The following is a 25,514-nucleotide window of genomic DNA, read 5'->3' on the forward strand; positions in this document are numbered from 1 at the left end:
CTTTTTTCTTGTAAATGCACCAAAGTGTGAAATGGCCCAAACCGCACCGATAGAATGTGTGCGTTGGTATTATCTACAAAGTGCAGAGCAAGAGACCGCAATTGTGCACGGGTTAGCGTTTCTAGATCAGCATGCCAAGCAACTTCCTCCTGAACTGGTAAAGGCGTATCGCGCAGCGCTGATGGTCATGAAAGCCCGTTATGCCTTCTGGCCTCAGGCTAAAATGAATTACCTTCAGCAAGGTTTGCCTGTGCTAGACCAGTTGGTTGATCAAGATCCTAAGCATACGGAAATTAGAATCTTGCGTCTTTTGAGTATCTACTATTTGCCGTTTTTCTTAGGGCGCAAGACTATGGCTCGCCAAGATATGCAAATGCTTACAACACAACTGCTCCTCGGAGAGGCAGTCTTGCCAGCTGCTTATCAGCGCATGATGGTAGAATTTTTACTAGCAAACGCACCCCTTGAGCCCGCGCAGCGGGCGCAGCTCCAGTCGCTCTATGCTCAGCTGAGGCATTCTACGCTTACGCTGCCATGAACAAGCCTGCTTGCTGGTGTAGACCCGTAGTCAAGGTTTTTTTTAGCTTTTTTGCTCCTTATAGATGGTTATGTTTGCACCGTGTGCTTATTGCTGAATCCAGCCCGCCTCTAGGGTCTGATCGTGCCGTACTGCTGTGTGCGAATCATGTAAGCTGGTGGGATGGCTTTTTACTTCGGGCTGTGCATCATCGTTTAGCAGCCCATATGCCTTTATACACTGTAATGCTTAGTGCGCAGCGGCAACGGTTTTTCTGGTTTCGCTGGATGGGGGCTTTAGGGATAGATCCTGGGAATGTGGGGTCTCTACGTCGGTTGTTTCGCTTTTTGCATCAAGAACGCAAGCGTAGACCTTACTGGCTGGCGTTTTTTCCACAAGGAAAGATTAGACCCTCTTTTGCGCGTCCCTTGCGGTTTCAGCCCGGTATTCGTCTAATGGTGCGTGCCGTGCATCCGGGATGGATTATACCGGTTGCATTACACCTGGAGCCGTTGCGCTATCCAGGACCTACGGCTTTTGTGATACTAGGCAGGCCTATAGACACTACCGAAGACCCTAGCCCAGAGATGTTAGAGGCAGCGACCCAAAACCTCCTAGATCGGTTATTGATGTGGCTTAGTGAAGTAGGCGAAGATGCTGAAGCGCGTTGGCCTCAGTTTGTTGCGGACCTGGTCAATTCAATCTCAAATGCATCATGAAGGAACAAAGCGCAGTGGTTATCGGCAGCGGTTTTGGCGGCTTAGCGGCTGCTATCCGGCTGCAGGCTATGGGTTTTAAGACGATCCTATTTGAGCAGCGTGCACGTGTAGGAGGGCGGGCTTATCAGCTTCTGGACCGGGGTTATACGTTCGATATGGGCCCAAGTTTGATTACAGCGCCCTCTCTGCTTAAACACTTGTTTGCAATTGCCGGACGCGATCTAGAAGCCTATGTTTCGCTTGTGCCGCTAGATCCCTTCTATCGTGTCTATTTCCACGACGGTACGTATATCGACTACACAGCCGATCCAGAGCGCATGCGTGCTCAAATGGCGCGCTTCAATGAGAAAGACGCTGCGCACTATGACCGTTTTATGAAGGCTACGCAGCCTATTTATGAAGCTGTTATGCAGGAAGGATTAGGGGCTCGGCCTTTTGATACAGTCGGCAAGCTGCTGGCTTTTCTTCCTAGAGCCCTACGCTTGGGAGCCGTGCAGCCTGTAAGTCGTTTTGCACGGCGTTTTTTCAAAGATTTCCGTCATCACTTTCTTTATAGCTTCCACCCCTTGTTTATCGGCGGCAATCCGTTTCGCGCACCGGCGGTTTATATCATGATTCCTTATTTAGAACGGAAAGAAGGGGTTTGGTTTGCACTAGGAGGAATGTACAGTTTAGTAGAAGCTATGGCCCGTGTATTTTTAGAATTAGGAGGAATCATTCATACCGCTACGCCAGTAACGCATATTGTGGTCAAAAACGGACGGGTTAAGGGCGTTGAAACAGCTAAGGGCTTTTATGAGGCTAAGCTGGTCGTCAGCAATGCTGATCCCGGCTTTACCTATCAACACCTCGTCGATGCGACCTATCGCCGGCGTTGGAACGATCGTCGCATTGCTCGCCTGCACTACAGCATGAGCTGCTTTTTGCTTTACCTGGGCGTGCGACAAACCTACCCACAGTTACTGCACCATACACTTATCCTTTCGCACCGCTATCGGGAGTTGATTCGGGATATTTTTGACCGAAAAATTTTGGCTGCCGACTTTAGCTTGTATCTCCATGCCCCTACGCGTACAGATCCTTCGATGGCTCCTGAAGGTGGAGAAAGCCTTTATGTATTGGCCCCGGTACCCAATCTCCTATCAGGGGTTAACTGGAAAGTCGAAGCGCCCCGCTATGCTGATCGGCTCCTAAGCTTTTTAGAAAACTGGGGACTTGAAGGACTTCGAGCGAAGCTCGAGGTTTTGCACTGGTTTACGCCAGAAGATTTTGCCGTGCAACTTTCTACGCCTTATGGCAGTGCCTTTAGCATCGAGCCGCGCCTGCTGCAAACGGCTTATTTTCGCCCGCACAACCGCAGTGAAGACGTGCAGGGGCTGTATTTTGTAGGGGCTGGAACACACCCCGGAGCTGGGTTGCCTGGCGTGTTGCTTTCAGCAGAAGCAACGGCCTATGCCATTGCTCAAGACTACAACGTAAGGGCAACTTCCCGAACAGCTACTTGGGCATAAAGGGACTCGCTGTCTTCAAAGCGAAGATGCGGCATGAGTTGATCTCGAAGCGCAAAGAAAGCGCTACGTAAGGAGTCGGGTACAGGATCACCCGGCGGCATAGGTTCACGGAGCGGGTCAATCTGCTGGCCGTTTTTCCAGAAGCGGTAACATACGTGGGGACCCGTAGCCAAGCCCGTGCTACCCACGTAGCCGATCACTTGGCCTTGACGCACGCGAACGCCCGGACGAATGCCTGGGGCAATGCGTGAGAAATGCAAATAACCCGTGGTATACACCGCATTGTGCCGGATTTTAACGTAGTTGCCATTATACTGATCATAGCCTGCCGCGATGATCACGCCATCTCCGGTGGCATAGACAGGCGTGCCAGCAGGTGCTGCATAATCCGTACCTAGGTGCGGCTTGTAGCGTTTTTGAATCGGGTGAAAGCGGCTTAGGCTATAACGAGAAGTAATGCGGCTGTAGCGTAGCGGCGCTTTTAAAAAGGCCTTACGCAGGTTGCGCCCTTGTTCATCGTAGTAGTCCCCTAACGGGGCATGTTCAAAACGAAATGCGTAAAAATCTTCTCCTTGATGTTGAAAACGAGCAGCCAGTATGCGCTCGACCCCTATGGTTTCGCCATCAATGCGGGCTTCCTCGTAAAGGGCGACAAACCGATCTCCGCGTTGAATACGGTAAAAATCAATCTGCCAGGCAAAGATTTCTGAAAGCCGTACAGCGAGTTCAGGATCAGCACCTGCCTCTTGTAGCGTTTCGTAAAGCGAACCGCGAATGGTACCGTGCACCACGCGCGGCACGCGCTCTACAGCACGCCGACCAGAGTAGACGTGCACAGGTTCGCGGCGGTCAAAAACCACGAAGCGTACAGGATCTGGCTGATAGACAAACAGCTGGGCGCCTGTGGAATCGCGATAAACGTGCAGCAGCCGTCCGGCCTGAAGTTGACGGATGTTAAATACCCCCTTTGCGGCCTGCGTGAGCGCAAGAATGTCGTTGTAGGGCACTTCGTAACGCGCCAGTATTGCTGCGAAGGTTTCACCCTGACGAATGCGATGCGTCAGCCGTTCATACTCGCCTTCCTCAATGCCAAAAGCGTCGTAGGTAATGGTCAGCACTTCTGGAGGGCTAGACTTCTCGACAGTAGGAGGGGGGGTGGAAAACGAGATTAGGTGAAGGGTTACGTACAGGCTAATCCCTAAAAGCAACGCTAAAAACCACGGGGTCCGCACGGCTTACACCAGTTGGTTAAAACAACCCACACCAAGGTAAAAGGCAGGCCCAATATACAATCCCTGAAATAATCCTGCACGGCATCTCACCGTTTCTTCAAGAAGAAGCGCGAGGGAATGAAGATTTCCAAGGTGTTTCGGCCATGCCATGGGTGTGGTTCACCCATCGCGCCAGTACGAAGAGCAAATCGGAGAGTCGGTTCAAGAACCGAAGTAGCTCGGGATTAATGGCTTCTTGCTCCGCTAGTGCAGACACGCAGCGCTCCGCGCGTCGGCAGACCGTGCGGGCTACGTGAAGCATTGCAGCTGCTGGGGTCCCTCCTGGTAAAATAAAATGCCGTAGGGGAGGCAATACAGTTTCTAAGCGATCGATTTCTTGTTCCAGGGCCTCGGTATGCTCGGGCGTGATGCGCGTGATGCGGGCTCGGCTATGGAGCGGTGTGGCTAAATCCGCTCCGACTTCAAAGAGCAGGCGTTGGAGCTGGACAAGCAAGGCTTCTGCTTGGTGGTCGTCAGGCGCTAGGTACGTACGCGCCAATCCTAAGAAGGAATTCAACTCATCGACCGTCCCGTAAGCCTCCAGCCTTGGGTGGTGTTTAGGAACGCGATCCCCGCCAAAAAGTCCGGTGGTACCGTCGTCGCCGGTTCGGGTATAGATCTTCATGGAGAAAGCGCCAGTTCGGGAATTGGATAAAGGTAATGAATGCAAAGGGCTCCATCAGCCAGGCGGCAAAGGCGCGCGGCCATGCGAAACACACGCGCAATCAGCGCTTCGGTTAATACGGCTTCGGGAGGGCCGTCGCCGACCAGCTGTCCTTGATGGAGCACCAACAAGCGGTCGGCATAGCGCGCAGCCAGCTCCAGGTCATGAAATACGGCTACGACTGTGCGGCCCTCGGCGGTTAAGGCACGCATGCGCTCCAAAAATTCAAATTGGTAGTGGACGTCTAGGTGGGCTGTGGGCTCGTCCAGTAGCAACAGGTCCGCTTCTTGCACAAGTGCTTGGGCCAGAAACACGCGCTGCTGCTCCCCACCGCTCAAGGTGTGGAGCAGGCGATGAGCTGCGTCAGCCAGGTCAACAGCTGCCAGCGCCTTGCGCGCTTTTGCACGGTCTTGCGCGGTAAAAGGCGCTAGCCAACCTTTATGCGGCGCATGCCCCAGCAGAACTACGTCCTCAACGGTGAAGTCAAAGCTCAGTGTAGGGGCTTGGCGCACGACGGCCACGCGGCGCGCCAAAGCACGTCGGGGCCATTGCCGCAGCGGTCGCCCCTCCAGCTGCAACCGGCCTTTGTAAGGCAACACACCGCTGAGCGCTCGAAGGAGCGTTGTCTTGCCACTGCCATTGGGCCCTAGGAGCCCTACAAAGGAACCCGCCGAGATCTCAAAAGTGAGCCCGTGCAAGATCGTACGTCCACCAAGCGAGACGCTCAGCGCTTCTGCTGAAATGATCGGTATCATGCCGTGCATGCCAGGATGCCGGGGGGTTGCTACGCTAAAACCCCAGCTCTGGATTCTCCTTTTGCTGGGAGGACTGTTAGGCTGCAGCAGTGCACCTCAGGAAGACTTTGTGCGGGACGCGTTTCGTCCCCCCGAAGGCTTTACGCGCACCGATGAAAATGGGCAGGTGCTTGCCGAGGACCCAGACGACTGGCGCGTAGCCCCAGCGTATCGTGGCTATTTGCGTTTTGATCCCGCCTATCCGAACCCATTTTCAGGGGGCGTAGTGCGGCTGCCTTTTCATGTATTTTCGCCCTTAAGCGGCACGCTAAGCTTGTGGGCTGAAGACGAAGAAAAGCGCCTACGGTTGCTGGACGAATCGGCTTCACTGTCGCAACCTGGGCTATATGTCTTCACCTTTAATCCGGCAATACTAGCCCGTGACGGCAGCCTTTCACGACTGGCGGGCCTCCATCGACTGCGCATTTACCGGGGCAATGATCTGGTATCCTACGGTGACCTGATGATTCAGCCGCAATAAACGCTATCGAATGAGTAGCACGCGCCGCGTGACCGTAAAGGTTGTGCCTTGCACCCGGTAGAGATATACCCCGCTAGGCAAATCTCCGGCCTCGATGTGAAAGCTACGCGGCTCTCCGCCAGGAAGCCAGCCATCATAGAGCAAACGCAAGCGCTGGCCCAGGAGGTTAAATAATTCAATGCGCACAGGCTGCGCTTGCGCAACGGTGAGCGTAAACGTGGTTGTGGTTTGAAAAGGATTAGGGTAGGCTGGCGTCAGCTGATAGACCTCTGGAAGCACGCTGGCTTCTTGTGCCCTTGCAGACACAGCAACCAGGAGAGCTAAGCATACCCATAAACCGAAAAGCTGTAACGCGCGCGGCATGGTTGCGTGCATTTTAAATGCCAGGGCCTACCTAGCTACGCTGCAAAAAGTGTGCACATCGCAACTAAAAGCGCATCGTCTTGGGGAAAGTTCCGTTACTTTGCAGCTGCCCGTTCTAGGCGATCCATGAGGGCTAAACCCAGGCCGATGCGTGGGACACGCTGGGCGTAGATGCGTTTGCAGCCCGCTGCGTCGCTCCGGCGAAAAAAGTCAAACAACTCGTAGGCATAGGTGGCTACGTCGGGGCATACGCAGCACAGACCAAAGGCTTCGGGGTGCGTTGGCGAAGCAAGCCCAATGTAGGCATGCTGCGGATGCGGCTGGGCTGCCTGGGGCGTATCCACCAAAATAACTTGGGCCTGGGGCGCATAGTGACGGTAACGGGTCCCGGGACTGCGTGCTTGGCGTACATCATCAGGCGTTGCCAAACGGGTTTGGGGTACCACTGCTTGTAAAGCCTCTAAGGGCACCGCACCAGCACGCAGCACCAGAGGCTCTGCTCCAGTACAATCGACTACGGTTGACTCCAGGCCCATATCGCTACGATCTCCCTGGAGGATACAGGCAATGCGACCGTTGAGATCAGCATAAACAGCCTCCCACCGCGTAGGGCTGGGGCGGCCGGACCGGTTGGCCGAAGGGGCAGCTACAGGGATACCACAGGCCCTAAGAAACGCTTGGGCCATAGGATGGCGTGGCATGCGCACCCCAACCGTTGGTAGCCCAGCGGTTACCTCATCTGGAACTGCTGGATGGCGCGGCAACACCAACGTCAAAGGTCCAGGAAAAAACCGATCGATAAATCGCTGGGCCGTTTCCGGCACTTCTTGCACTAACGCAGCAAGTTGTGCAGGTTCGGCAATGTGCACAATGAGGGGATTATCCAGCGGCCGACCTTTAGCCTCAAAAATTTTGCGGACAGCCTCTGGATTGAAAGCATCGGCCCCTAGGCCATAGACCGTTTCTGTGGGAAAGGCCACAAGTTCCCCTTGGCGAACCAAGGCAGCAGCAACCTCAACATCGCGTGTGAGGAGCGTAGCGTGAGACATCACTTCCGTGGGTTTCAGATCTCCGCCTGCTTGCGCCAAAAGCAGATGACTCTAGGGCCGATGATGAAATACCTTTGCTATTAAAGGTTTCGATATCAAGTAAGTGATGCGTTGTGATTACACGTTGGCGCAGTGCCCGGCCCAATCAAGCACCCCTCACACCTGATTTAGCGCAGCCGCCTTCGCTGCGCCGGATGTTAAGGCTTTCCTTGCGCAAAGATGCCTTACGCAAACTCAGAAAAGGGGATTTGTCGTTACTCTGGAAGATTTTTAAGCTTATTGCCAAGCTAGAGTGGCAGCAACGACGGTTGGCCTTGCCGGAACTCATGCAGCAATTTGAACCCCAGCTTGGCGAATTGCCACTTTCACCAGCCATGCTGGAACGTGCAGAGCGCTTGACGCTAGCCGTACTACGACGCCTTTATGGTTATAACTTCTGCATGAAACAAGCACTGCTATTGTACTATTTCTACAAACGTGCCGGGAAGTCGGTTTGCGTACGCTTTGGCGTGCGCAAGGAAGCAGGCGGTTTGCAAGGGCATGCCTGGATCGAATGCCACGGCATTCCTATTGCTGAATTAGAAGATCCCAGAAAGCAATTCGTGATTACCTATACCCATCCAAATCCGCTTTTGTCCAAATTGGGGGAATCATTTCAGGAACAGAATTTGCAAAGAAAATAGCAAGCCTTGGTTTTCAGATCACCGATTTGTGCACTGTCCGGCTAGGAGGAACTGGAAGAGGCCTATACCTATCGCCAAACTCAAACCTAGCGCTATCCTATGAAATGCTATGAACCTATCCCTGAGGTAAGCTTTACCCGATTCGATGAAGGGGAGGGGATCTTGCTGCACCTAGCGAACAACACCTACTACACGCTTAACGCTACGGGGGTGTTTATCTGGGAGCAGCTCGCGCAAGGGCCAAAAAGTGTTTCCGAAGTGGCAGAAGCGCTGCTGGCGCACTTTGACGTGTCGCCTCAAGAAGCTTGGCGACAGGCCGAGCTCTTCTTAGAAGAACTTGCCCAACAGGGCTTAGTAAAAGCCCAGGCTGGTTAAAAGATCGTTATTGGGCTTTGCTTTGGGGAATTTTATATGTAAATTTTGCGACGTTCCTGGAGTGTCCGGGGCGTGTAATTTTGTGAAACCGTTATTGTAATCCAAAAAAGCTTTCCCAAGTCCAACAATCCACATAGGGTTTTTGCTGCCCCACGCTCACGGGCACGCCGCGCACCGTTTCGAAAGTTTCCTTTTAGCCCGTGGGTGGTAGTATGAAAGGGCACGTGCTTGTTCTGAATCAGGACTTCAGCGTGCTCACGGTGTGCAGCGTCGAGCGCGCGCTTATCCTGGTTTTTTTGCAAAAGGCAGAGGTGGTAGAGGCCTATGCGGATCGGTTTGTGCGTTCCCCTAGTCTTCAGTTTCCTTGGCCTAGTGTGGTTCGGCTTAAAGGATATGTGCGCGTGCCTTACAAGCACATCATGCTCAGTCGCAAGAACATTTTGCGCCGGGATCGCTACCGTTGCCAGTATTGTGGCAGTCGTGAAAACCTAACGGTTGACCATGTCATTCCACGCTCACGCGGCGGGAAAGATACGTGGGAAAACTTGGTGACGGCCTGCACGCGCTGCAACAACCGCAAAGGGAATCGGACGCCAGAAGAAGCCGGCATGCAACTCCGCAGTCAGCCCTTCCGTCCCAGCCACATTATGTTTATTCGCGACTTTGTGGGCGTGATCGACGAGGCTTGGAAGCCGTATTTGTTTCTGGTTTGAAGTCTAAAAATCCGCGTAGGCTAAACCGATTGACCAAAGGATCGTTTGGAGGGTTTAGATTATCCTTCCAATCCACTTAGCTTGTACGCGTTGTGACCACACCGATGGTTCGATGGATTGCGCGGGCCTTGTGGCTAGCACCTGCTTTGCTTTTTGCGCTTGCGGTATACCAGGCCTGGGTGGCTTATGCGCTACACCGCACCTGGACGGAAGGCATTCCGGCGGTGGCTGCCATCACAGCGCTGGAGATTTCGCAGCGCATGGATGTTACCTACGACTACGTAAACCTGCGGGTGCATTTGCCCGACGGTCGGCTGTTGGAGCGTGAAAAGCTCAGTCTACCGCATACGCTGGCTCCTCTGCTGCGCGGGCGCGACTCGGTGCAGGTGCGCGTGCGCCCTGAGTCTCCCGAAGATCTAGTGATTGTTGATTTAGCCCGGGCCCAGTGGCGTATGGCAGCCATTCAGGCGATTATGAGTTTACTAGGCGGGGCTGTGTTTGCCTTCGGCGTAGGGTGGTGGAATCGGCTGCTGCGGCGGCAAGGCGACCCAGCGTTGCGCGCGCCAGAATCATGACGTTACAACGGTCATGGATCTTACGGTTTGGTTATCACAGCTTGTTACAGCCATTCGGCATTGGGAAGCTTCGTGGGGTGCCTATATGCCGCATCCTGCCATGCGGGTAGAGGCAGAAGCGTTGCAAACGGCGCTTGAGCAGTACTTAGAGCGGCTGCGGGGGAATTATCCGTTTTTCCATCCGCGCTATGCCGGGCAGATGCTTAAGCCGCCGCATCCAGTGGCGGTGATCGGCTATTTGGCGGCTCAGCTCATCAATCCCAACAACCATGCCCTGGACGGTGGTCCGCCAACCGGTCAGATGGAAAAAGAAGTGGTACAAGCGTTGGCGGCCATGTTGCATTTTCCGGAGACGGCACTGGGGCATCTAACCGGAGGGGGAACGATGGCTAACCTAGAGGCGCTTTGGGTGGCGCGTTGCCTCCATCCGGATCGGGCAGTGGCTTTTTCGCAGGAGGCGCACTACACGCATGCCCGCATGAGCGCGCTCCTGCAACTTGAAGCCATAGAGCTCCCTGTAGATGCTGAAGGACGCATGGACCTGGAAGCGCTAGAGGCGGCATTGCGCACAGGCCGCATCGGTACCGTGGTCCTAACAGCCGGCACAACGGGTCGGGGCGTGGTGGATCCGATTGCTGATGCCCTAAGGCTTTGTCAGGACTACGGCTGCCGTGTCCATGTGGATGCGGCTTATGGGGGTTTTTTTGCACTGCTGGCCCATGCCCAAGCGTCTGAACTTGGAGAGGCGACCGCCCGGCACCTGCGCGCGCTGGCAGCATGCGATTCGGTAGCGATTGACCCTCACAAACACGGCTTGCAGCCCTACGGCTGTGGTGCAATTCTTTTCCGGGATCCTTCTGTAGGCCGTTTTTATCAACATGATTCTCCCTACACCTACTTTACCTCGGAAGCGTTGCATCTGGGCGAGATCAGCTTGGAATGCTCACGGCCTGGGGCAGCTGCAGGGGCGCTTTGGCTGACGTTACAGGTACTGCCTTTAGCTGCTGATCGGGGACTGGGGCCCATCCTGGCTGCTTGCTTGCGGGCAGCGCGCCGCTGGGCAGCGTTAATCGAAGCCTCCGAAGAGCTACGCCTAGTACAGTTACCGGAGTTGGACATTTTGACGTTCTATCCGGTGCCACCCTCGCTTACGGCATCGGCTGTTGATGCCCTTAGCCAACGCTTGTTTCAAGTAGCAATGGAGGAACCAGAAGATCCGGTGTTTCTTAGCGTATTGCGACTACAGGCCGAAGGCTTGCGCGTGCGATATCCAGCGTTGGTGGTGGATCGTCCGCAAGTGCGCGTTTTGCGCAGTGTACTCATGAAGCCGGAGCATGAAGACTACGTGCCGCACCTGCATGAGCGACTGCAGGTGTTGGTACGTCGCCTGCAACCGCGCACATCCTATGCGTGAGGAGATCGATCGCTTGGTCGGCCGCAATCCAGTGCGTGAAGCGCTGGAGCAGGCGGAAACGCGCGTGGAGAAGGTCCTCTTGCAAGAAGGTGCTGGGGGTCCTGCGATCGAAGCAATCCGCAGGGCGGCTGCCGCTCGAGGCATTCCAGTGCAAACGGTGCCTAAGGCGCGTTTAGATCGGTTGGTGCCTGGTGCCACGCACCAAGGCGTTGTAGCGCTGATCGCACCAGTGGCTTACTGGGATTTGGAAGACCTGCTCGCTACAGTAGCCCCAAGCCCAGAGCTGGTTACTGCACACCGTCCCCTGTTGCTCGCCTTGGATCAGATTGAAGACCCACATAACTATGGCGCCATTTTGCGGACGGCTGTCGCTGCCGGGGTATCCGGCGTGATTGTGCCCCGCCACCACATGGCTCCCCTAAGTGCTGTGGCCGTAAAAGCCAGCGCTGGTGCAGCCCTACGCCTGCCAATTGCTCGGGTCACGAACCTGGCCGAAGCGCTTGAATCCTTAAAATCTTACGGTTTCTGGATTGCCGGTGCTAGCCCACAAGGACAGATAACCCTTTGGGAAATGGACTGGCACCGACCGCTCGTTTTGGTGCTGGGCAACGAAGGGCGCGGTTTACGCCCTCGCGTTGCCCAGACCTGCGATGTGCTGGTTTCGATCCCGCTACGCGGCCCCGTAGCCTCACTGAACGTATCGGTCGCCGCTGGCATTTTGCTTTTTGCGGCGATTCGGGAGCGCCCTTAGTGCTGTCCGTTCCCGCGATAGACAATCTTGCGGATGGTGTCGAACTGCAGGTAAGGGTACTCCTCCTGAATCCGTTCGATAGCATCGTAGGCCGGTATGTTCTGCGCGCGAAGCTGGCGAAAGCGCTGCCGGATGCAATAATCGCGAACGCCTTTCTCATCCAGCAGATCGTGTTCGACCAGCATCTGATACACCTCGTCGCTGATCAGATCGGCAAGCGGGTTGTGGTGTTTTACAAGGGCTTCCATAGGTCCGGCTGCTGGTGAAGGTGAACAAAAAGAGCATGGCTGCGCGACAGCTAAAGTGTAAACAAACCCGGAAGCATTTTCATGCAGAACGAGGTGAACGGTCAGTAAAGGTGAATAAGCCGCAAAGAGCGCCAAGTGAGCCGTTGTTCAGTGCGTATTGGAAGGGCTTTGGGTGGATTTTGAAAACGCTTCTAGTTCAACCATTGCCCGCCACCCTGTGCCTTGAAGCAATAAACAACCAAAACCGATTACGGTGTAAATCACCATCTGTGCACCATGTGCTAGTACGGCGTAAGTAACTGCTGGTCCTTGAGGCACTCCAAAGACGTGTACCAAGGTTTGTACGGTGATGTAATGATAGGAGCCCAGTCCACCAGGCACAGGCAAGGCAACGCCTACAGCACCCAACACAACCAGCACCCAGGCATCCCAAAGCGTCAGCTGGTAAGGTCCGGCAAGATGCAGCATTATTAGCGGCAGATAGGCCATCGGGATATAGCATATCCACATGGCTAAGGTGCTTAGCAGTAAGGCAGCTGGGCGACCTGTGCGGTTGAGTGTTAGCAGGCCCTGAGTAAAGGCCTCTAAGAAGATTTTTATTCGCCCTACCCAACGCTTTTCGCGGTGTTGCTGCCATAAGTATCTCAAAATGAGGAAACATAACCCCAGGCCTATGGCAAGCAGTACCGCGAGGTGCCACTGGCTAAAGACTGGTGCAATAAACAGCCGATAGACAATGCCCCATCGTTCTAGCAAGAGGATCCCAACGCTAAAAAGCGCCACAAGTAAGGTGGCAATGTCTAAAAGTCGTTCTCCTGCCACGGTGCCTAGCGTGCTACTTAAGCGCATGCCGCTACGTTGGCGCAAGACGGCCGCACGTGCCAGTTCGCCCAGCCTAGGGGCAGCATAGTTGACCATATAGCCAATCATGAGTGCGGCAAAGGCTTCCCCCAGGCGGATGCTTGAAGGATGCTTGGAGTCCGAAAGAGCATTCAGCAGCAAACGCCATCGCCAGGCTCTTAAAACAAGCGTCAGCACCATGAGCCCCACCAGGGGCAACAGCAAACCGTACTGGGCAGTTTTGAGCTCATTCCAAATCTGCGCTAAAGCTACACCACGAAGGGCCAGATAGAGCAAAATGCCAGCAAGGGCAAAGCTCCCTAACCGAAAAAGCCAGGCACGATAGGCAGTACTTAGGCGCGACATACTTACTCTCGCAAATCTACAATCTCAACGCCTGAAGGAGGGTGAAACGTGAACGCGTCATTAGGCACGACTGGGTTAAAGCGAATGTCGGTTAGCATAAACGTTAGATGGGTCTCGTTCACGTCGCGCACTTCCAGCCGCGTTATGGCTAGGTCTCGGTCTCGTACCCATAGGGTTACTTCTTGCACCGCTGCATCGCGCTGGCGAGGTCGTAAACGCAGCCGGTAATGCCGCTCGCCCTGGTAACGCACCGTCTCTCCTCCTTCAACATTGTAGCGCTCTGGGTAACGCACAAGAAATTCGTGCAGCGAGAAAGCAGTTTCGTCAACTACGTAGCGGTTCATCACCACCTGGCGGGTTTCCGGTAGGTAAACCCAGGTGGTCTGGCCATCGGTAACCAAAAGCTGGCGGGGCGTTTCAATGCGGTAACGGTCGCCTGAGAGCAACAATGTGCCTTTTAGCGTATCGCCGCCGTTGGCATAGGGAGTTTGCGTAATTTGAATAAAGGAAGCCTGCAGGGCTTTGAGTTGCGCGTAGCGCTCCCGTAAGCGCTCCATCACCTGCCGGGCAGGCGACTGTGCTTGAAGCGGAAGGGTGTAAAGCAGAACCAACCCAAACAAGACCCATAGGCCTCGGTTATGCCTGTAGCGGAAACTGTTGTAGCGAAACATAGCGAGCTCCTTGAGGATGCAAGTGGCTTTCAAAAAGCGTAAAATGGGCCACGCTAAACGGCTCGAGGGAGAAGTTCTGGTAGCGCTCAAGGAACAGGCGTACCCTTGTAGGCGCGACCTGTTTCAGCCGGGCGAGGGTAATGTGCGGGTGAAAGGGCTTAGGCTCGGGCGCAAACCCTAAGTCCACAACGCGCCGCTCAATCTCTGCCTGTAAGGTGCGCAGTGGCGCTGCAGGGTCTACCGCTGCTGCGAGCACGCGGGGACGCGTGGGTGAGGGAAAGACCACAAGACCGCGAATATGAAGCCAAAAAGCCGGAAGTCTAATGTCCGCTAGCGTGTGCTCTAGGGCAGGCAACACTTTTTCTTCGACCTGGCCCAAGAAACGGAGTGTCAGGTGAAATTGTTCAGGAGTAGCCCAACGGGCTTTCCAGGAAGGATCCCGGAGGGTATAAAGACGGTGCCGATGCGCTTCAGGCACTTCTAAGGCAATGAATAAGCGCAACGAACCCATGCTACGGATAGAAAAAGTTGTTTCTGGTGGACAGACCGGTGTCGATCGCGCAGCGCTCGACGCAGCACGCTCGGCTGGAGTTCCAGTAGGCGGTTGGTGTCCTAAAGGACGTTGGGCCGAAGATGGTGTGATTCCACCACACTATCCGCTTCAGGAAACGCCTTTGCCTGACCCTTCACAGCGCACAGCCTGGAACGTACGGGATAGCGAGGCCACGCTCATTTTACACCCTGGAGGGCCGCTGCGGGGCGGGACAGCCCAAACCGAACGCGAAGCCCGTCAACAGGGTAAGCCTGTGCTGGTGCTTGCGTTGGATCGCCCTGTAGAGCAATTGGTGTCGGACATCCGTCAATGGCTTGAAGCCCATCGCGTTCGCGTACTTAACGTGGCTGGCCCTCGCGAAAGCCAGGCCCCTGGCATTTACCAACGTGCCTATGAGGTGTTGACTGCCCTGTTTCATTCTTGATTTAGGGTGTCAGGGTGAGGCCGATGGCGATGCAGATCTTCACCCCGGGCTACGCGTTGCGCAGCGCGTAAAAACAACGCTACACTGGCCGTGGTGCATAGCAGCACAAAGCCAAGCATAGGAATCCACAATGGCGCCTCGGCACTACCTTGGCGGGCTAAGATGTGGGGATAACGCACCGCCTTGTCGGCCAGCCAGAGCGCTATGGTCAAGCCCAGGACACCAAACAATAACGCGGCGCCTTGTAGCAGACGTACCTGTCGGCGGATTTCAGGCGAAAGCATCGACCGTTTCGGCTAAACGTACGGGAATGCCGGCCCGGTGGAGGTAAAGCTTGGCCTCTTGGATGGTATACTTGCGAAAGTGAAAGATCGAAGCGGCCAGCACAGCATCGGCTTGGCCTTCGATAAAAGCCTGGCGCAGGTGTTCCAGCGTGCCAGCACCTCCTGAAGCGATAACCGGAATGGATACGGCGTTGCTGATAGCACGAAGCAATTCCAGGTCGTAGCCGTCCTGGGTCCCATCCCGATCCATCGAGGTAACGAGCAGCTCTCCGGCACCGCGTGCTTCAGCTTCCTGTGCCCAAGCGACAGCATCCAGGCCTGTAGGACGGCGTCCTCCGTGCGTGTAGACTTCCCAGCGGGGCGGATGGTCGGCCACACGCCGGGCATCGATGGCTACCACAATGCACTGGCTACCAAAGGCCTTGGCGCCGGCTGTGATCAGTTCTGGATTACGAATGGCGGCCGAGTTGATCGATACCTTATCGGCTCCTGCCTCGAGCATGGCGTGCAGGTCTTCGAGCGTGCGCAGCCCACCACCCACCGTAAGCGGAATGAACACCTGGTCAGCTGTGCGACGCACCACTTCGTGCAGGATCGCCCGGTTTTCGTGGGTGGCCGTGATGTCCAAAAACACGAGCTCGTCGGCGCCGGCGGCATCGTAAAAGCGGGCTTGCTCGACGGGATCGCCGGCATCAACCAGGTCAACAAACTGCACTCCTTTGACCACGCGGCCGTGGTCGACGTCCAGGCAAGGAATAATGCGGCGTGCTAGCGGCATAGGGTTTAGGGCAGCGTCACATCTCGTTTAAGCGGGGCCGTGGAGAAGCGCGTCAGGTCGACCTCATCTTTATGGTGCCAGCACCAGAACTGCTGGCAGGGGAAGCGATTTTCATAAAGCGCGCGGCCGATAATGACTGAGTCAACCCGATAGGGTTCCAGTTCCTGCAGGCGCATCAGGTCGCGGTAGCCGCTTACGCCTCCAGAAGCGGTGATGCGGGCTTTTTGGAGCCGCCTTCCTAATGCACGGTACATTTCAATGTTGGGGCCTTCGAGCGTACCATCGCGGCTGATATCGGTGTAGACAAAGCGGCGCACGCCACGCTGCTCCATGTCTAGGGCCAGGGCGATGGCATCAACGCCGCTGCCCGATGTCCAACCTTCAATGCGCACCTCCCCATCCCGGGCGTCGATACCCACAACAATGCGGCTACAGCCATAGCGGGCCAAGGCTTCGGAAATGAGATCGGGCTCGCGTACCGCCGCCGTACCTAGTACAACACGGTAGACACCTTGCGCTAAGAGCGCTTCAATGTCTTCCAGCGTTCGGATGCCCCCGCCCACCTGCACCGGAATGTCCAGTGCCTGGCAAATGGCGCCGATCACCTCCCGGTTATGGCCTTGGTTGCGGGCAGCATCCAGGTCGACCACGTGCAGTACCCGAGCATTTTGCACCCGCCAAAGCCGGGCCATCTTGACCGGATCGTCGAAGTAGACCGTCTCCCGCTCATAGGATCCCTGGTACAGACGTACGCAGCGTCCTCCACGCAGATCGATGGCAGGGATCACCAGCAGCATCGCATAAAAAATTCGTTTCGGTAGGCTTTTGTAAACTCTAAAGCGGTTCTAGAACAATAGATCCGCAAAATTCTTTAGGATGCGAAGACCATATTGCTGGCTTTTTTCAGGGTGAAACTGCACACCGAAGATGCGATCGCGTCCCACAATTGCGGGAAACGGTATGCCATAGGTGCTGCTGGCCAGCACATCCTCTGGACGGGTAGCAGCAGCATAGTAGGAATGCACAAAATAAAAAAATGCCCCCTCTGGGATCCCATCAAGCAACCCTCCAACCTGGTGGCGCGTGATGGTATTCCAGCCCATATGCGGGATTTTCAGGCGCTGGCCATCGGGTGTGGTTTCGGGAAAGCGGATGACCCGACCCGGTAGCAGGCCCAGCCCTCGGTGGCGGCCGTGCTCTTCGCTTTCCTCGAAAAGCAGCTGCAGCCCAGCACACACCCCCAGGAGCGGTGTGCCGCGGTCGACTGCCTCCAAGATAGCCTGCTCTAGTCCACGGCGACGAATCTCTGCTATGCACGCACCAAAGGCACCAACGCCTGGAAGCACCAGCCGCGTTGCCTGCCGCACCCGTTCTGGATCGTCGGTGCGGAGCACCTCGACGCCCACGGCCTGGAATGCCTTCTCCAGCGAACGTAGGTTGCCTATGCCGTAGTCAATAATGGTGACCATGCGGTCAGTCGTGGTTGCTGAGCTGGCTCAGTTCCTGGGAACGTCGGGTAGCAGTAGCTACCGCGTTGATAAGCATGGTGCGCAGGCCATGGGCTTCTAGCTCGGCCACGGCCGCAATAGCAGTGCCTCCCGGTGTGGTCACTTCATCGCGCAAAATGGCCGGATGACGCCCCGTTTCCAGCACCAACTTTGCTGCTCCGTAGACGGTCTGCGCAGCCAAGCGGAAGGCAATCGGACGTGGCAAGCCTTGCTTAACACCAGCATCTGTTAGGGCCTCGATAAACATAAACACGTAAGCTGGTCCACTCCCCGAAAGACCTGTGACGGCATCCATCAGGTATTCGGGCACAGTCTCTACTTTGCCAACGGCTTCAAAAATTTGGCGGCACAGCTCTACATGCTCCGCTCGGGCATGCGCGCCGGCAGCCAAGGCTGTAGCCCCTTCATCAACCAGCGCAGGGGTGTTTGGCATAGCGCGGACTACAGGCAGCGGCCTGCCAAACAAGCGCTCAATGGAGCTGGTTGTCAAACCGGCAAGTACCGAAAGAATTAAAGCCTCGGGAAGCACTTGCGCCCGGATTTCTTCAATCACCTCGCGGGCGTTTTGCGGCTTAACAGCCAGCACAATCAAGGTAGCTTCCCTTACAGCCTGCAGGTTGCTTGTGGTCGTCTGAATACCAGGAAATTCAGCCTGCAGCGCCTCTAGCGCTGAGGGATTGCGGCGCGTAGCACGAATTTGCTCAGGGGCCAGTTCATGGCCGCGTAACAATCCGCCAATGAGCGCCCGGCCAATATTTCCTGCTCCGATGATGGCAATGGTTTGATGAGTCAATAGGGCAGCAGCGGTCATAGCACGCCTTTGGTCGAAAGCACTGGGCCATAGCGCGCGTCGCGCGCTACAGCTTCGCGCAACGCCCGCGCTACGGCTTTGAAGATGGCTTCTACTTGATGATGGGTGTTTTCTCCGTAAAGCACGCTAATATGGAGGTTGCAGCGTGCGTGTTCCGCAAACGAGTACCAAAAATGCCGCACCAGTTCAGTGGGCAAATCCCCAACGGTAGGACGCGCAAATTGGGCGTCAAAGACCAGGTAAAAGCGCCCTGAAAGGTCAACGACGGCCCGAGCTAGCGCCTCGTCCATAGGCACATAGGCCATACCGTAGCGAGCAATGTAGGCCTTGTCCCCCAGGGCTTCAGTAAAGGCTTGACCTAGGGTGATGGCTACGTCTTCGACCGAATGATGCTCATCAACATGCCGGTCGCCTTGGCAGTGGACCACAAGGTCAAAGCTACCATGACGTGCCCAAAGCGCCAGCATGTGATCCAGGAACCCAATGCCCGTCTTACAGTCAGACCGGCCCGTGCCATCTAAAGTCAAGACGACCTCGACATCCGTCTCGCCTGTAGTGCGATGGCGGGAGGCTGATCGGGGGGTAAACGTGGGGATTGTAGCCATCGAACCGATTACGCTAGCTAAGCGTTTGCGCTACCCACAGCATGCAGATAGCTGCGCAAATTTCTGAAACCTGGCAAGCGAATGCTAGCCACTTGCACCAAAATCCTGCGATTTTCTTAAACCGTTTTGGTCTTTTATGGAAGCAACGCGCTTTGAACGCATTCTGGTTACTGCAGCTTTGCCGTATGCCAATGGCCCAATTCACATTGGGCATCTTGCTGGGGCCTATTTGCCGGCAGATCTATACTGTCGCTACCAGCGTCTGAAAGGCCGGGATGTACTGTTTATCTGCGGTTCCGATGAGCTGGGCGTGGCCATTTTGATGCGCGCTCTTGAAGAAGGTACGACACCGCAAGCGATTGTGGACCGCTACCACCCGATGATTCGGGAGAGCTTTGCCCGCTTTGGGATCAGCTTTGATTACTACGGCCGCACCACTTCGCCGGTGCATTTTGAGACCAGCCAGGACTTCTTCCGTCGTTTGGATGCACAAGGCTTCTTTAAGCTGAAGACCGAAAAGCAGCTCTACGATCCCGAAGCCGGGCTGTTTTTGGCTGACCGCTTCGTGCGCGGCACGTGCCCGGTATGCGGCTATGAAGAGGCCTATGGAGACCAGTGTGAGCGCTGCGGTACTTCGCTGAGCCCCACCGATCTCATTAATCCACGCAGCGTGCTCTCTAAAGCGACTCCTGAACTGCGCGAAACCACCCATTGGTATTTGCCGCTGGGCGACTGGCAAGAACGCCTAGAAGCATGGATCGCGACGCACCCGGAATGGAAACCTAACGTGCTGGGACAAGTCCGCAGCTGGCTCCAACAAGGGCTGCGCGACCGCGCCGTCACGCGCGACATTCCTTGGGGCGTGCCTGTGCCGGAAGACGTAGCCCGTCGACATGGCGTGTCTGCCGAGGGCAAAGTGCTCTACGTGTGGTTCGATGCCCCCATAGGCTACATTTCTGCCACCCGCGAGTGGGCACAGCAGCAGGGCGATCCGGAAGCCTGGCGGCGCTACTGGCAGGATAAACGCACGCGCTTAATTCATTTCATTGGAAAAGACAACATTGTCTTTCACTGCCTGATGTTTCCTGCAATGCTCATGATGCATGGCGCGTTCGTGCTGCCCGACAACGTGCCCGCCAACGAGTTTCTCAACCTGGAGGGTAAAAAACTGTCTACCAGCCGTGGCTGGGCAGTCTGGCTGCACGAATATTTGGAAACATTCCCGCCCGATTTGCTGCGCTACGTCTTAACCACAATGCTGCCCGAGACGCGGGATGCGGACTTCAGCTGGAAAGAGTTTCAGCAGCGCGTCAATGCAGAACTGGCCGACATTTTGGGCAATTTCGTTTACCGCACGCTCACCTTTGCTCAGCGGTTTGCTGAGGGTAAAGTGCCTCCGCTACGCAACCCGCGGCCTGTCGATGCAGCCGTGCTCGCCGAACTGGCCTCCTATCCCGAACGAATCGGTACCGCCTACGAGCAGTTCCGTTTTCGTGAAGCCGTTCAGGAGACCATGAACTTGGCTCGGCTTGGCAATAAGTACTTTAACGACACCGAACCTTGGCATACGCGGAAAACCGACCCCCAAGCCTGTGCCAATACAATCCATATCTCGTTGCAGCTTTGCGCAGCCCTTAGCATTCTGCTCGAGCCGGTCTTGCCCTTTGCAGCAGCCCGCCTGCGTCAAATGTTGCGCCTAGAAGGCGTACGCGCTAGCACCCCCGAACGCACTACGGGCACACTTGGATGGGACGATGCCGCACGTCCTTTGCTCGCTGAAGGCCACGTTCTTGGCAATCCTGAAATTCTGTTTTCTAAGATCGAAGATGACATCATCAACCAGCAAATTGCCCACCTGGAGCAGCGAGCAAAACAAACCCCTTCCCAAACCAATGCAACCCCTTATGCGCCGCTGAAACCGGAAATCCTCTATAGCGATTTTGACCGGCTAGACCTAAGGGTTGGGATAGTGCAAAAAGCAGAGCGCGTACCTAAATCACAAAAGCTGCTTCGCTTAGAGGTTGACCTGGGGTTTGAAAAACGGCAAATTCTGGCTGGTGTGGCTGAACAGTGGGCACCAGAGGCCCTAGAAGGACGACGTGTGGTGGTGGTAGCCAACCTGCAGCCTCGACGGCTCATGGGACTTGAAAGCCAGGGGATGCTGCTTATGGCTGAGGATCGTGAAGGCCGTCTGGTGCCGGTTACAGCCGAAAGCGAACCCGGTGCTGTGGTGCGTTGAGTCTTGGGGAGGCGCAACGACGGATTGGGGAAGGGACTGAACAAAAGCCAACGTATCAGAGAGACAGCAGTAAAGCTAAAGAAGAGAGAAAAACCTAAAAGGGCCCGCACTTGCAGGCCCTTTTAGGTTTGCGTTAACCTCTCTTAGCCAAGATGAAGCAACGCTAGCACGGTTGCTGCCAGCCCCGCCCGTGCGTTGCCTTGCAGCGAATTGCTGATGGTGCTTTCAGCGCTGCTGTAGAAAGCTAAAGAAGCTTCCGCAACGGCTGTAGCCGAGCTGGCTAGCGAAAGCGCCGTCTGCAAGGCGTTTTTAGCCGCGCTTAAAGAAGCTTTGAGGTTAGCCATAGCCTGGCTGCTAAGGCCTAGCGTAGCAGCCAGTGCAGCTTCTACGGTCGCAATATATTGGGCACGGGCTTGCTCCATGGCCGTTGTGCTGCTTGCGGCCCGCAAGGAAGCAAACCAATCTGCTCGTGCCTGCACAAGGGAATCCATGCGGGACTGAGCCACACCCTCGGCCCGGAAAGCGGCCTCAACAGCAGCTGTAGTGGCCAGGGCGCTCAGAATTTCTGCCTGCTTGCGTAGGGCAATGCGTGCCGTCTGACTACCCCCAGCTACCAAACGCGTAGCAGCCAAGCGTGCCGTTTGCAGCAGCTTTGCCCGAGCTTCAGCCGAAAGTCCTGCCTCGGTGTAAGCTTCCAAAAAAGCAGCCTCGAAGCTAGCTATGGCGTTGCTTTCGGCTTGTGCACTGGTGGCCGTATGCAACGCAGCCTGGAGGGCTGCCCAAGCCGAAAGTTGCCGCTGACGTGCTTGCGCTAACGCCTGAGCCGAAGCTCCTGCCCGGCTTACAAATGCAGCTTCAGCACGAGCGATTTGCTGCAAGGTAGTGGCAAGCTGCGCTGTGGTAAGGCCACCTGCCTGCAATTCGGCCGCTACCGAGCTAGTTATATAAGCGGCCACCAGTGCCGGCGAGGCGTCGCCCGCATCTTCCTGGCCGTTGTCATCCTGATTGCGTACCGTAACATAAACCTCCGCTTCCGCTTTGGATTCGGCCGTCATAGGCATCGCACGCACCGTGCCACCGCTACCTACATGCACATAGACCAGCACCGCTGAGCGAAAGCTGCCTTTTTCAGCCCGCAGCATCAGCAGATCACCGCTTCGTGCTGCAACATTTAAAGCAAAGGCTCCAGTAGCGTCGCTCTGGACTTGCCCTTCCAGCGGTTGTAACGTACCATTGCCCTGGAGACGGGCAGCTGTAACCACGGCTCCCTCAATAGCAGCCTGGACGGCTGCTACTCCTTGCTTGCCCGCCCCACCAGTCTCACCATAGCCCTGAGCATCGGTGACGCGCCCTTCTAAACGAACCGTTGCCACGTCGCCTCCGCTGTCACATCCCATCAGCCCCAGTCCTAAAGCGAATAAGGCTATTCCAAATAGCTGTGCTACCTTCATCAGTCTCTCCGCTTGGTTACCTTTCAACAGACACCCTTCAGTACCCCGAAAATCATGCCATCTGCCAATTTCCTAGTGAAACAGCCTAACGTTGCTCGAATGATGTGCATATCTCGAAGCGAATGTGCAAAGAGTGCACTATAACCAAACGAGGCACACTTTCCAGTAAGCCGGAGTAGGTAGCCTGCAGGAATCTTCACAAAACTGTAAACCCTTTGTGGTGGGGAGGGCCTTGCATTTTAGGAATTAAAGCGTTTCTTTTGTGAAACCGCTGTCGCTAGTATGAAAGAATCTGTCCGTTTGTTCGTGCAAATGGGGGTGATAGTGATGGTGGGGATTCCTATAGTTGCCTATTTATGGGAAACGCTAAACCAGTTGTTGTCGCTGCATGTGCAGCCGACGCGTTTGTGGATTTCGTTGCCCTTACTGGTTGTGCTGTGGGTTTGGTTGCGTTGGCTTTCCCGACGTGCGCAGGATGGGATGAAAACGAGCCCGTAACTCTGCTAACCTAAGCTGTTGAACTGCTATGGCCGAAGCAAGACCTGTCCAGCAGCCTGCTCCGCCAGAAGAGCCTGACGTGCGGGGCACACTTTTTTTGACCTTGATTTTTTTAGCTATGGTTTTTGGATTTTGGATTATCGTGTACCTTATGCTTTTAAACCGGTAAGCCTATGAAAGTCCATGCCTACGAGCGCACTTTTATGGCCGTTGGGGGCGTTTTGCTGGTGCTTTGTCTGGTAGCCCTCGTTTACGCCTCGTTTGCTATGGGCATTCATTTGCCTGGGCGTACGGGGGAGATTGAGCCTGGCAAGGTTTTTACAACGCCGCCGTTTGACCGTCCTGGCGTGCATCAAACGGGGCCCAACCGGTACGATGTGGTGATTATTGGACAAGCCTGGCGTTTTCACCCGATGGAGCTGCGCGTGCCGGTCGGAGCGGAGCTTAACTTCATCGCGACGGCCTTTGACGTCATCCACGGCTTTTCTATTGAGGGGACGCGCGTGAACATGATGCTCATTCCAGGCCAAATCACCCGTTTAAGCTATCGCTTCCGCTCGCCTGGGGAGTACCTGATCGTATGTCATGAATACTGTGGCGCTGGCCACCATAACATGTACGGAAAAATCATCGTCGAATAAGCCATGGCTGAACATGTTGTTGCTTCGACGCCAGTTGTTGCGGATCCCACGCCGATCACGCTATCGGAAACCCAGCGTCGCGTATTGCGCTGGACGCTATACGTGGGCTACGCGGCACTGACAGCCGGCATTTTTCACGGTTTAGCCCAGGCCCTTTCTTATGCCGGCATCAACATTTTGGGCTACTTTCCAGCTTTACGCAGCTACTACCAAGGCCTCACAGCCCATGGGGTAGCCAATGCGATTATCTTTACGTTCTCTTTTTCCAACGCTTTTCTTCCGCTCATGGTGGCGCGGGCTTTGTCACGCCGCCTAGATGACCGCCTGCTATGGTCCAGCTTCGGCACGCTGGTCGTGGGCAATCTGCTGGTGATTTATGCCGTTGTGACCAACAAAGCCAGCGTGCTCTACACCGCTTATGCACCGCTGCAGGCGCACTGGACCTACTACGTGGGGTTGGTTTTTGTGGTGATCAGCACCTGGCTAGCTTTGCTCAATATGCTGCTAAGCTGGCGCGGATGGAAACGTGACCATCCAGAAGCACGCTTACCGCTTTTGGCCCACATCTCGATCGTCTCTTATGTGATGTGGTTTTTGGCTTCGCTACCCATTGCGGTGGAGTTTTTAGTGTTTCTCATTCCTTGGTCGTTGGGATGGGTAGAGCGGACCGACCCGCTGCTGACGCGCACGCTTTTTTGGTTTACTGGCCATGCTATTGTCTATGCTTGGCTGCTTCCGGCTTATGTGTCTTGGTATGCGCTGGTGCCCCGCCAGGCCGGGGGTAAGGTGGTGAGCGATTCGCTTACCCGATTTGTGTTTATTCTCTTTTTGTTGCTTTCCATCCCGACAGGATTTCACCATCAGTACACCGATCCCGGCGTCCATCAAGGATTTAAGCTGGTGCATGCGGTGCTCACGTTCGGGGTGTTCTTCCCGAGTCTGATCACCGCTTTTAGCGTCATGGCTTCCTTGGAGATGGGGGGGCGGGCCCATGGGGGCCGTGGACTTTTGGGATGGATCCCTAAGCTGCCCTGGAAGGATCCTTCGCTATCGGCTCAGCTTCTGGCGATGATTACGTTCGTTTTTGGCGGCATTACAGGTCTGATTAACGCCTCGTTCACGATGAACCAGGTTGTGCACAATACGACCTGGGTGCCAGGGCACTTCCACATGACGGTAGGCAGTGCGGTAGCCATGACGTTTATGGGCGTGGCCTACTGGATGGTGCCTTATCTGACCGGACGCGGCCTTTGGGGACGCAGCTGGGCTTTGGCCTCGAATTGGATCTATACGATCGGGTTGCTCATCTTTGCACGCGGCATGATCTCGGCCGGCCTGGAAGGCATGCCGCGTCGCACATTCATGGTCCAAGCACCCTACAACGATCCTGACTGGCTCGTCGGACAAATCCTTACCGGGGTCGGGGGCACGCTAATGTTTATTGGTATTGCCCTGTTTTTTGTGGTCATTGTAATGACGATCTGGAAAGGCCGCCCAGGCGAAGGCCCCCAGGACATTCCCTGGTCTGAAACGCTGACGTCTCCTGCTGAAAATGGTTGGGCGCGTCGGCTGGACCGGATTGGCTTCTGGGTCGTTGTGGCCATTCTGCTGATTGTCATTGCCTACGGTCCGTTCTTTGCCACCTATCTACCGCCCAAGCTTTTTTCACCTGGCTTTCGGATTTATTGAGTTGCAAACGAGGGGATAGACCATAGGG

The 25,514-nt window shown here is 55.5% G+C and carries 32 protein-coding genes; 16 read left to right on the plus strand and 16 right to left on the minus strand.

Going from position 1 to position 25,514, the window contains the following annotated elements; genetic code table 11:
• Positions 1–58 precede the first annotated feature (58 nt).
• The 3 genes from J8E65_RS04375 to crtI are packed head-to-tail and all read left to right on the plus strand — an operon-like array spanning position 59 to position 2,747.
• Positions 59–538: a hypothetical protein gene (locus J8E65_RS04375; RefSeq protein ID WP_210374191.1), complete on the plus strand. Its 480-nt coding sequence runs from the start codon at positions 59–61 to the stop codon at positions 536–538.
• Positions 535–1,236: a lysophospholipid acyltransferase family protein gene (locus J8E65_RS04380; RefSeq protein WP_237181652.1), complete on the plus strand. Its 702-nt coding sequence runs from the start codon at positions 535–537 to the stop codon at positions 1,234–1,236. The genes J8E65_RS04375 and J8E65_RS04380 overlap by 4 nt, the downstream gene beginning before the upstream one ends.
• Positions 1,233–2,747, plus strand: a complete 1,515-nt coding sequence (gene crtI / locus J8E65_RS04385; protein ID WP_210374193.1) for a phytoene desaturase family protein — start codon at positions 1,233–1,235, stop codon at positions 2,745–2,747. The genes J8E65_RS04380 and crtI overlap by 4 nt, the downstream gene beginning before the upstream one ends.
• Here the strand turns inward: crtI and J8E65_RS04390 are convergent.
• The 3 genes from J8E65_RS04390 to J8E65_RS04400 form a co-directional block, all read right to left on the minus strand.
• The gene (locus J8E65_RS04390) at positions 2,705–3,979 is read right to left on the minus strand and encodes a peptidoglycan DD-metalloendopeptidase family protein (RefSeq protein WP_210374194.1); all 1,275 of its coding nucleotides are present in this window, start codon (positions 3,977–3,979) and stop codon (positions 2,705–2,707) included. The two genes, crtI and J8E65_RS04390, sit on opposite strands and share 43 nt — an antisense overlap.
• 97 nt (positions 3,980–4,076) lie before the next feature.
• A complete protein-coding gene (locus tag J8E65_RS04395) occupies positions 4,077–4,643 on the minus strand; it encodes a cob(I)yrinic acid a,c-diamide adenosyltransferase (RefSeq protein WP_210374195.1) in 567 nt (188 codons plus the stop codon).
• Entirely contained in the window at positions 4,640–5,437 is a 798-nt protein-coding gene (locus J8E65_RS04400; protein WP_237181656.1) for a heme ABC transporter ATP-binding protein, read from the minus strand. The genes J8E65_RS04395 and J8E65_RS04400 overlap by 4 nt, the downstream gene beginning before the upstream one ends.
• Here J8E65_RS04400 and J8E65_RS04405 point away from each other — a divergent pair.
• Positions 5,436–5,957 carry a hypothetical protein gene (locus J8E65_RS04405; RefSeq protein WP_237181658.1) on the plus strand — a complete coding sequence of 174 codons (522 nt, stop codon included), beginning with the start codon at positions 5,436–5,438 and terminating at the stop codon, positions 5,955–5,957. The genes J8E65_RS04400 and J8E65_RS04405 overlap by 2 nt on opposite strands.
• A 3-nt stretch (positions 5,958–5,960) precedes the next feature.
• On the opposite strand, the gene J8E65_RS04410 is transcribed toward J8E65_RS04405, so the two are convergent.
• Together J8E65_RS04410 and J8E65_RS04415 are read right to left on the minus strand one after the other, a co-directional pair.
• The gene (locus tag J8E65_RS04410) at positions 5,961–6,320 is read right to left on the minus strand and encodes a T9SS type A sorting domain-containing protein (RefSeq protein ID WP_210374196.1); all 360 of its coding nucleotides are present in this window, start codon (positions 6,318–6,320) and stop codon (positions 5,961–5,963) included.
• Positions 6,321–6,415: 95 nt separating this feature from the next.
• Entirely contained in the window at positions 6,416–7,372 is a 957-nt protein-coding gene (locus J8E65_RS04415) for an L-threonylcarbamoyladenylate synthase (protein WP_210374197.1), read from the minus strand.
• Between the two features lie 110 nt (positions 7,373–7,482).
• Between J8E65_RS04415 and J8E65_RS04420 the strand changes: the two genes are divergently transcribed.
• The 6 genes from J8E65_RS04420 to rlmB all read left to right on the plus strand — a co-directional run bounded on the left by J8E65_RS04420 (position 7,483) and on the right by rlmB (position 11,880).
• The gene (locus J8E65_RS04420; RefSeq protein WP_341481739.1) at positions 7,483–8,052 is read left to right on the plus strand and encodes a lasso peptide biosynthesis B2 protein; all 570 of its coding nucleotides are present in this window, start codon (positions 7,483–7,485) and stop codon (positions 8,050–8,052) included.
• A gap of 99 nt (positions 8,053–8,151) precedes the next feature.
• Positions 8,152–8,427, plus strand: a complete 276-nt coding sequence (locus J8E65_RS04425) for a PqqD family protein (protein WP_210374198.1) — start codon at positions 8,152–8,154, stop codon at positions 8,425–8,427.
• A gap of 212 nt (positions 8,428–8,639) precedes the next feature.
• A complete protein-coding gene (locus J8E65_RS04430; protein WP_210374199.1) occupies positions 8,640–9,140 on the plus strand; it encodes an HNH endonuclease in 501 nt (166 codons plus the stop codon).
• 104 nt (positions 9,141–9,244) lie between these two features.
• On the plus strand, positions 9,245–9,715 hold the full coding sequence (locus J8E65_RS04435) for a DUF3592 domain-containing protein (protein WP_210374200.1): 471 nt from the start codon (positions 9,245–9,247) through the stop codon (positions 9,713–9,715).
• A 13-nt stretch (positions 9,716–9,728) separates the two neighbouring features.
• On the plus strand, positions 9,729–11,129 hold the full coding sequence (locus tag J8E65_RS04440; RefSeq protein WP_210374201.1) for a pyridoxal phosphate-dependent decarboxylase family protein: 1,401 nt from the start codon (positions 9,729–9,731) through the stop codon (positions 11,127–11,129).
• Complete coding sequence (rlmB, locus tag J8E65_RS04445; RefSeq protein WP_210374202.1) at positions 11,122–11,880, plus strand: 23S rRNA (guanosine(2251)-2'-O)-methyltransferase RlmB; 759 nt, start codon at positions 11,122–11,124, stop codon at positions 11,878–11,880. Before J8E65_RS04440 ends, rlmB begins: the two co-directional genes overlap by 8 nt.
• Here the strand turns inward: rlmB and J8E65_RS04450 are convergent.
• From J8E65_RS04450 to thpR, 4 genes are all read right to left on the minus strand, one after another.
• Positions 11,877–12,128 carry a hypothetical protein gene (locus J8E65_RS04450; RefSeq protein ID WP_210374203.1) on the minus strand — a complete coding sequence of 84 codons (252 nt, stop codon included), beginning with the start codon at positions 12,126–12,128 and terminating at the stop codon, positions 11,877–11,879. The genes rlmB and J8E65_RS04450 overlap by 4 nt on opposite strands.
• 147 nt (positions 12,129–12,275) lie before the next feature.
• Positions 12,276–13,334, minus strand: a complete 1,059-nt coding sequence (locus tag J8E65_RS04455; RefSeq protein WP_210374204.1) for a lysylphosphatidylglycerol synthase transmembrane domain-containing protein — start codon at positions 13,332–13,334, stop codon at positions 12,276–12,278.
• Between the two features lie 2 nt (positions 13,335–13,336).
• Positions 13,337–14,005 carry a LolA family protein gene (locus tag J8E65_RS04460; protein WP_210374205.1) on the minus strand — a complete coding sequence of 223 codons (669 nt, stop codon included), beginning with the start codon at positions 14,003–14,005 and terminating at the stop codon, positions 13,337–13,339.
• A complete protein-coding gene (gene thpR / locus J8E65_RS04465) occupies positions 13,971–14,516 on the minus strand; it encodes an RNA 2',3'-cyclic phosphodiesterase (protein WP_210374206.1) in 546 nt (181 codons plus the stop codon). Before thpR ends, J8E65_RS04460 begins: the two co-directional genes overlap by 35 nt.
• Here thpR and J8E65_RS04470 point away from each other — a divergent pair.
• Positions 14,515–14,982, plus strand: a complete 468-nt coding sequence (locus J8E65_RS04470; RefSeq protein ID WP_210374207.1) for a putative molybdenum carrier protein — start codon at positions 14,515–14,517, stop codon at positions 14,980–14,982. The two genes, thpR and J8E65_RS04470, sit on opposite strands and share 2 nt — an antisense overlap.
• On the opposite strand, the gene J8E65_RS04475 is transcribed toward J8E65_RS04470, so the two are convergent.
• From J8E65_RS04475 to hisB, 6 genes are read right to left on the minus strand one after another with little or no spacing between them, the layout of a single operon-like run.
• Positions 14,973–15,266, minus strand: a complete 294-nt coding sequence (locus J8E65_RS04475; protein ID WP_210374208.1) for an ABC transporter permease — start codon at positions 15,264–15,266, stop codon at positions 14,973–14,975. The two genes, J8E65_RS04470 and J8E65_RS04475, sit on opposite strands and share 10 nt — an antisense overlap.
• Positions 15,253–16,044 (minus strand): imidazole glycerol phosphate synthase subunit HisF, encoded by a 792-nt coding sequence (gene hisF, locus J8E65_RS04480; protein ID WP_210374209.1) that lies wholly within the window; start codon positions 16,042–16,044, stop codon positions 15,253–15,255. Before hisF ends, J8E65_RS04475 begins: the two co-directional genes overlap by 14 nt.
• A gap of 5 nt (positions 16,045–16,049) precedes the next feature.
• Positions 16,050–16,841 (minus strand): 1-(5-phosphoribosyl)-5-[(5-phosphoribosylamino)methylideneamino]imidazole-4-carboxamide isomerase, encoded by a 792-nt coding sequence (gene hisA / locus J8E65_RS04485; protein WP_210374210.1) that lies wholly within the window; start codon positions 16,839–16,841, stop codon positions 16,050–16,052.
• A 48-nt stretch (positions 16,842–16,889) separates the two neighbouring features.
• The gene (gene hisH / locus J8E65_RS04490) at positions 16,890–17,513 is read right to left on the minus strand and encodes an imidazole glycerol phosphate synthase subunit HisH (protein ID WP_210374211.1); all 624 of its coding nucleotides are present in this window, start codon (positions 17,511–17,513) and stop codon (positions 16,890–16,892) included.
• Between the two features lie 4 nt (positions 17,514–17,517).
• Positions 17,518–18,363: a pyrroline-5-carboxylate reductase gene (gene proC, locus J8E65_RS04495; protein ID WP_210374212.1), complete on the minus strand. Its 846-nt coding sequence runs from the start codon at positions 18,361–18,363 to the stop codon at positions 17,518–17,520.
• On the minus strand, positions 18,360–18,968 hold the full coding sequence (gene hisB / locus J8E65_RS04500; RefSeq protein WP_210374213.1) for an imidazoleglycerol-phosphate dehydratase HisB: 609 nt from the start codon (positions 18,966–18,968) through the stop codon (positions 18,360–18,362). Before hisB ends, proC begins: the two co-directional genes overlap by 4 nt.
• A gap of 136 nt (positions 18,969–19,104) precedes the next feature.
• On the opposite strand from hisB, the gene metG reads away from it, so the two are divergent.
• Positions 19,105–21,207, plus strand: a complete 2,103-nt coding sequence (metG, locus tag J8E65_RS04505; RefSeq protein ID WP_210374214.1) for a methionine--tRNA ligase — start codon at positions 19,105–19,107, stop codon at positions 21,205–21,207.
• 143 nt (positions 21,208–21,350) lie between these two features.
• Here metG and J8E65_RS04510 read toward each other — a convergent pair whose 3' ends face one another.
• Positions 21,351–22,658: a coiled-coil domain-containing protein gene (locus tag J8E65_RS04510; RefSeq protein WP_210374215.1), complete on the minus strand. Its 1,308-nt coding sequence runs from the start codon at positions 22,656–22,658 to the stop codon at positions 21,351–21,353.
• Positions 22,659–22,940: 282 nt separating this feature from the next.
• Here J8E65_RS04510 and J8E65_RS04515 point away from each other — a divergent pair, with 282 nt between their 5' ends.
• From J8E65_RS04515 to J8E65_RS04530, 4 genes are read left to right on the plus strand one after another with little or no spacing between them, the layout of a single operon-like run.
• Positions 22,941–23,156: a hypothetical protein gene (locus J8E65_RS04515; RefSeq protein WP_210374216.1), complete on the plus strand. Its 216-nt coding sequence runs from the start codon at positions 22,941–22,943 to the stop codon at positions 23,154–23,156.
• A gap of 28 nt (positions 23,157–23,184) precedes the next feature.
• Complete coding sequence (locus J8E65_RS04520; protein ID WP_210374217.1) at positions 23,185–23,325, plus strand: cytochrome c oxidase subunit 2A; 141 nt, start codon at positions 23,185–23,187, stop codon at positions 23,323–23,325.
• A 4-nt stretch (positions 23,326–23,329) separates the two neighbouring features.
• Positions 23,330–23,797, plus strand: coding sequence for a cytochrome c oxidase subunit II (locus J8E65_RS04525; protein ID WP_210374218.1), 468 nt, complete (start codon positions 23,330–23,332; stop codon positions 23,795–23,797).
• A gap of 3 nt (positions 23,798–23,800) precedes the next feature.
• Complete coding sequence (locus J8E65_RS04530) at positions 23,801–25,486, plus strand: cbb3-type cytochrome c oxidase subunit I (protein ID WP_210374219.1); 1,686 nt, start codon at positions 23,801–23,803, stop codon at positions 25,484–25,486.
• Positions 25,487–25,514 lie beyond the last annotated feature (28 nt).

The sequence above is a fragment of the Rhodothermus bifroesti genome (genome assembly GCF_017908595.1).
Classification (GTDB): Bacteria; Bacteroidota; Rhodothermia; order Rhodothermales; family Rhodothermaceae; genus Rhodothermus; species Rhodothermus bifroesti.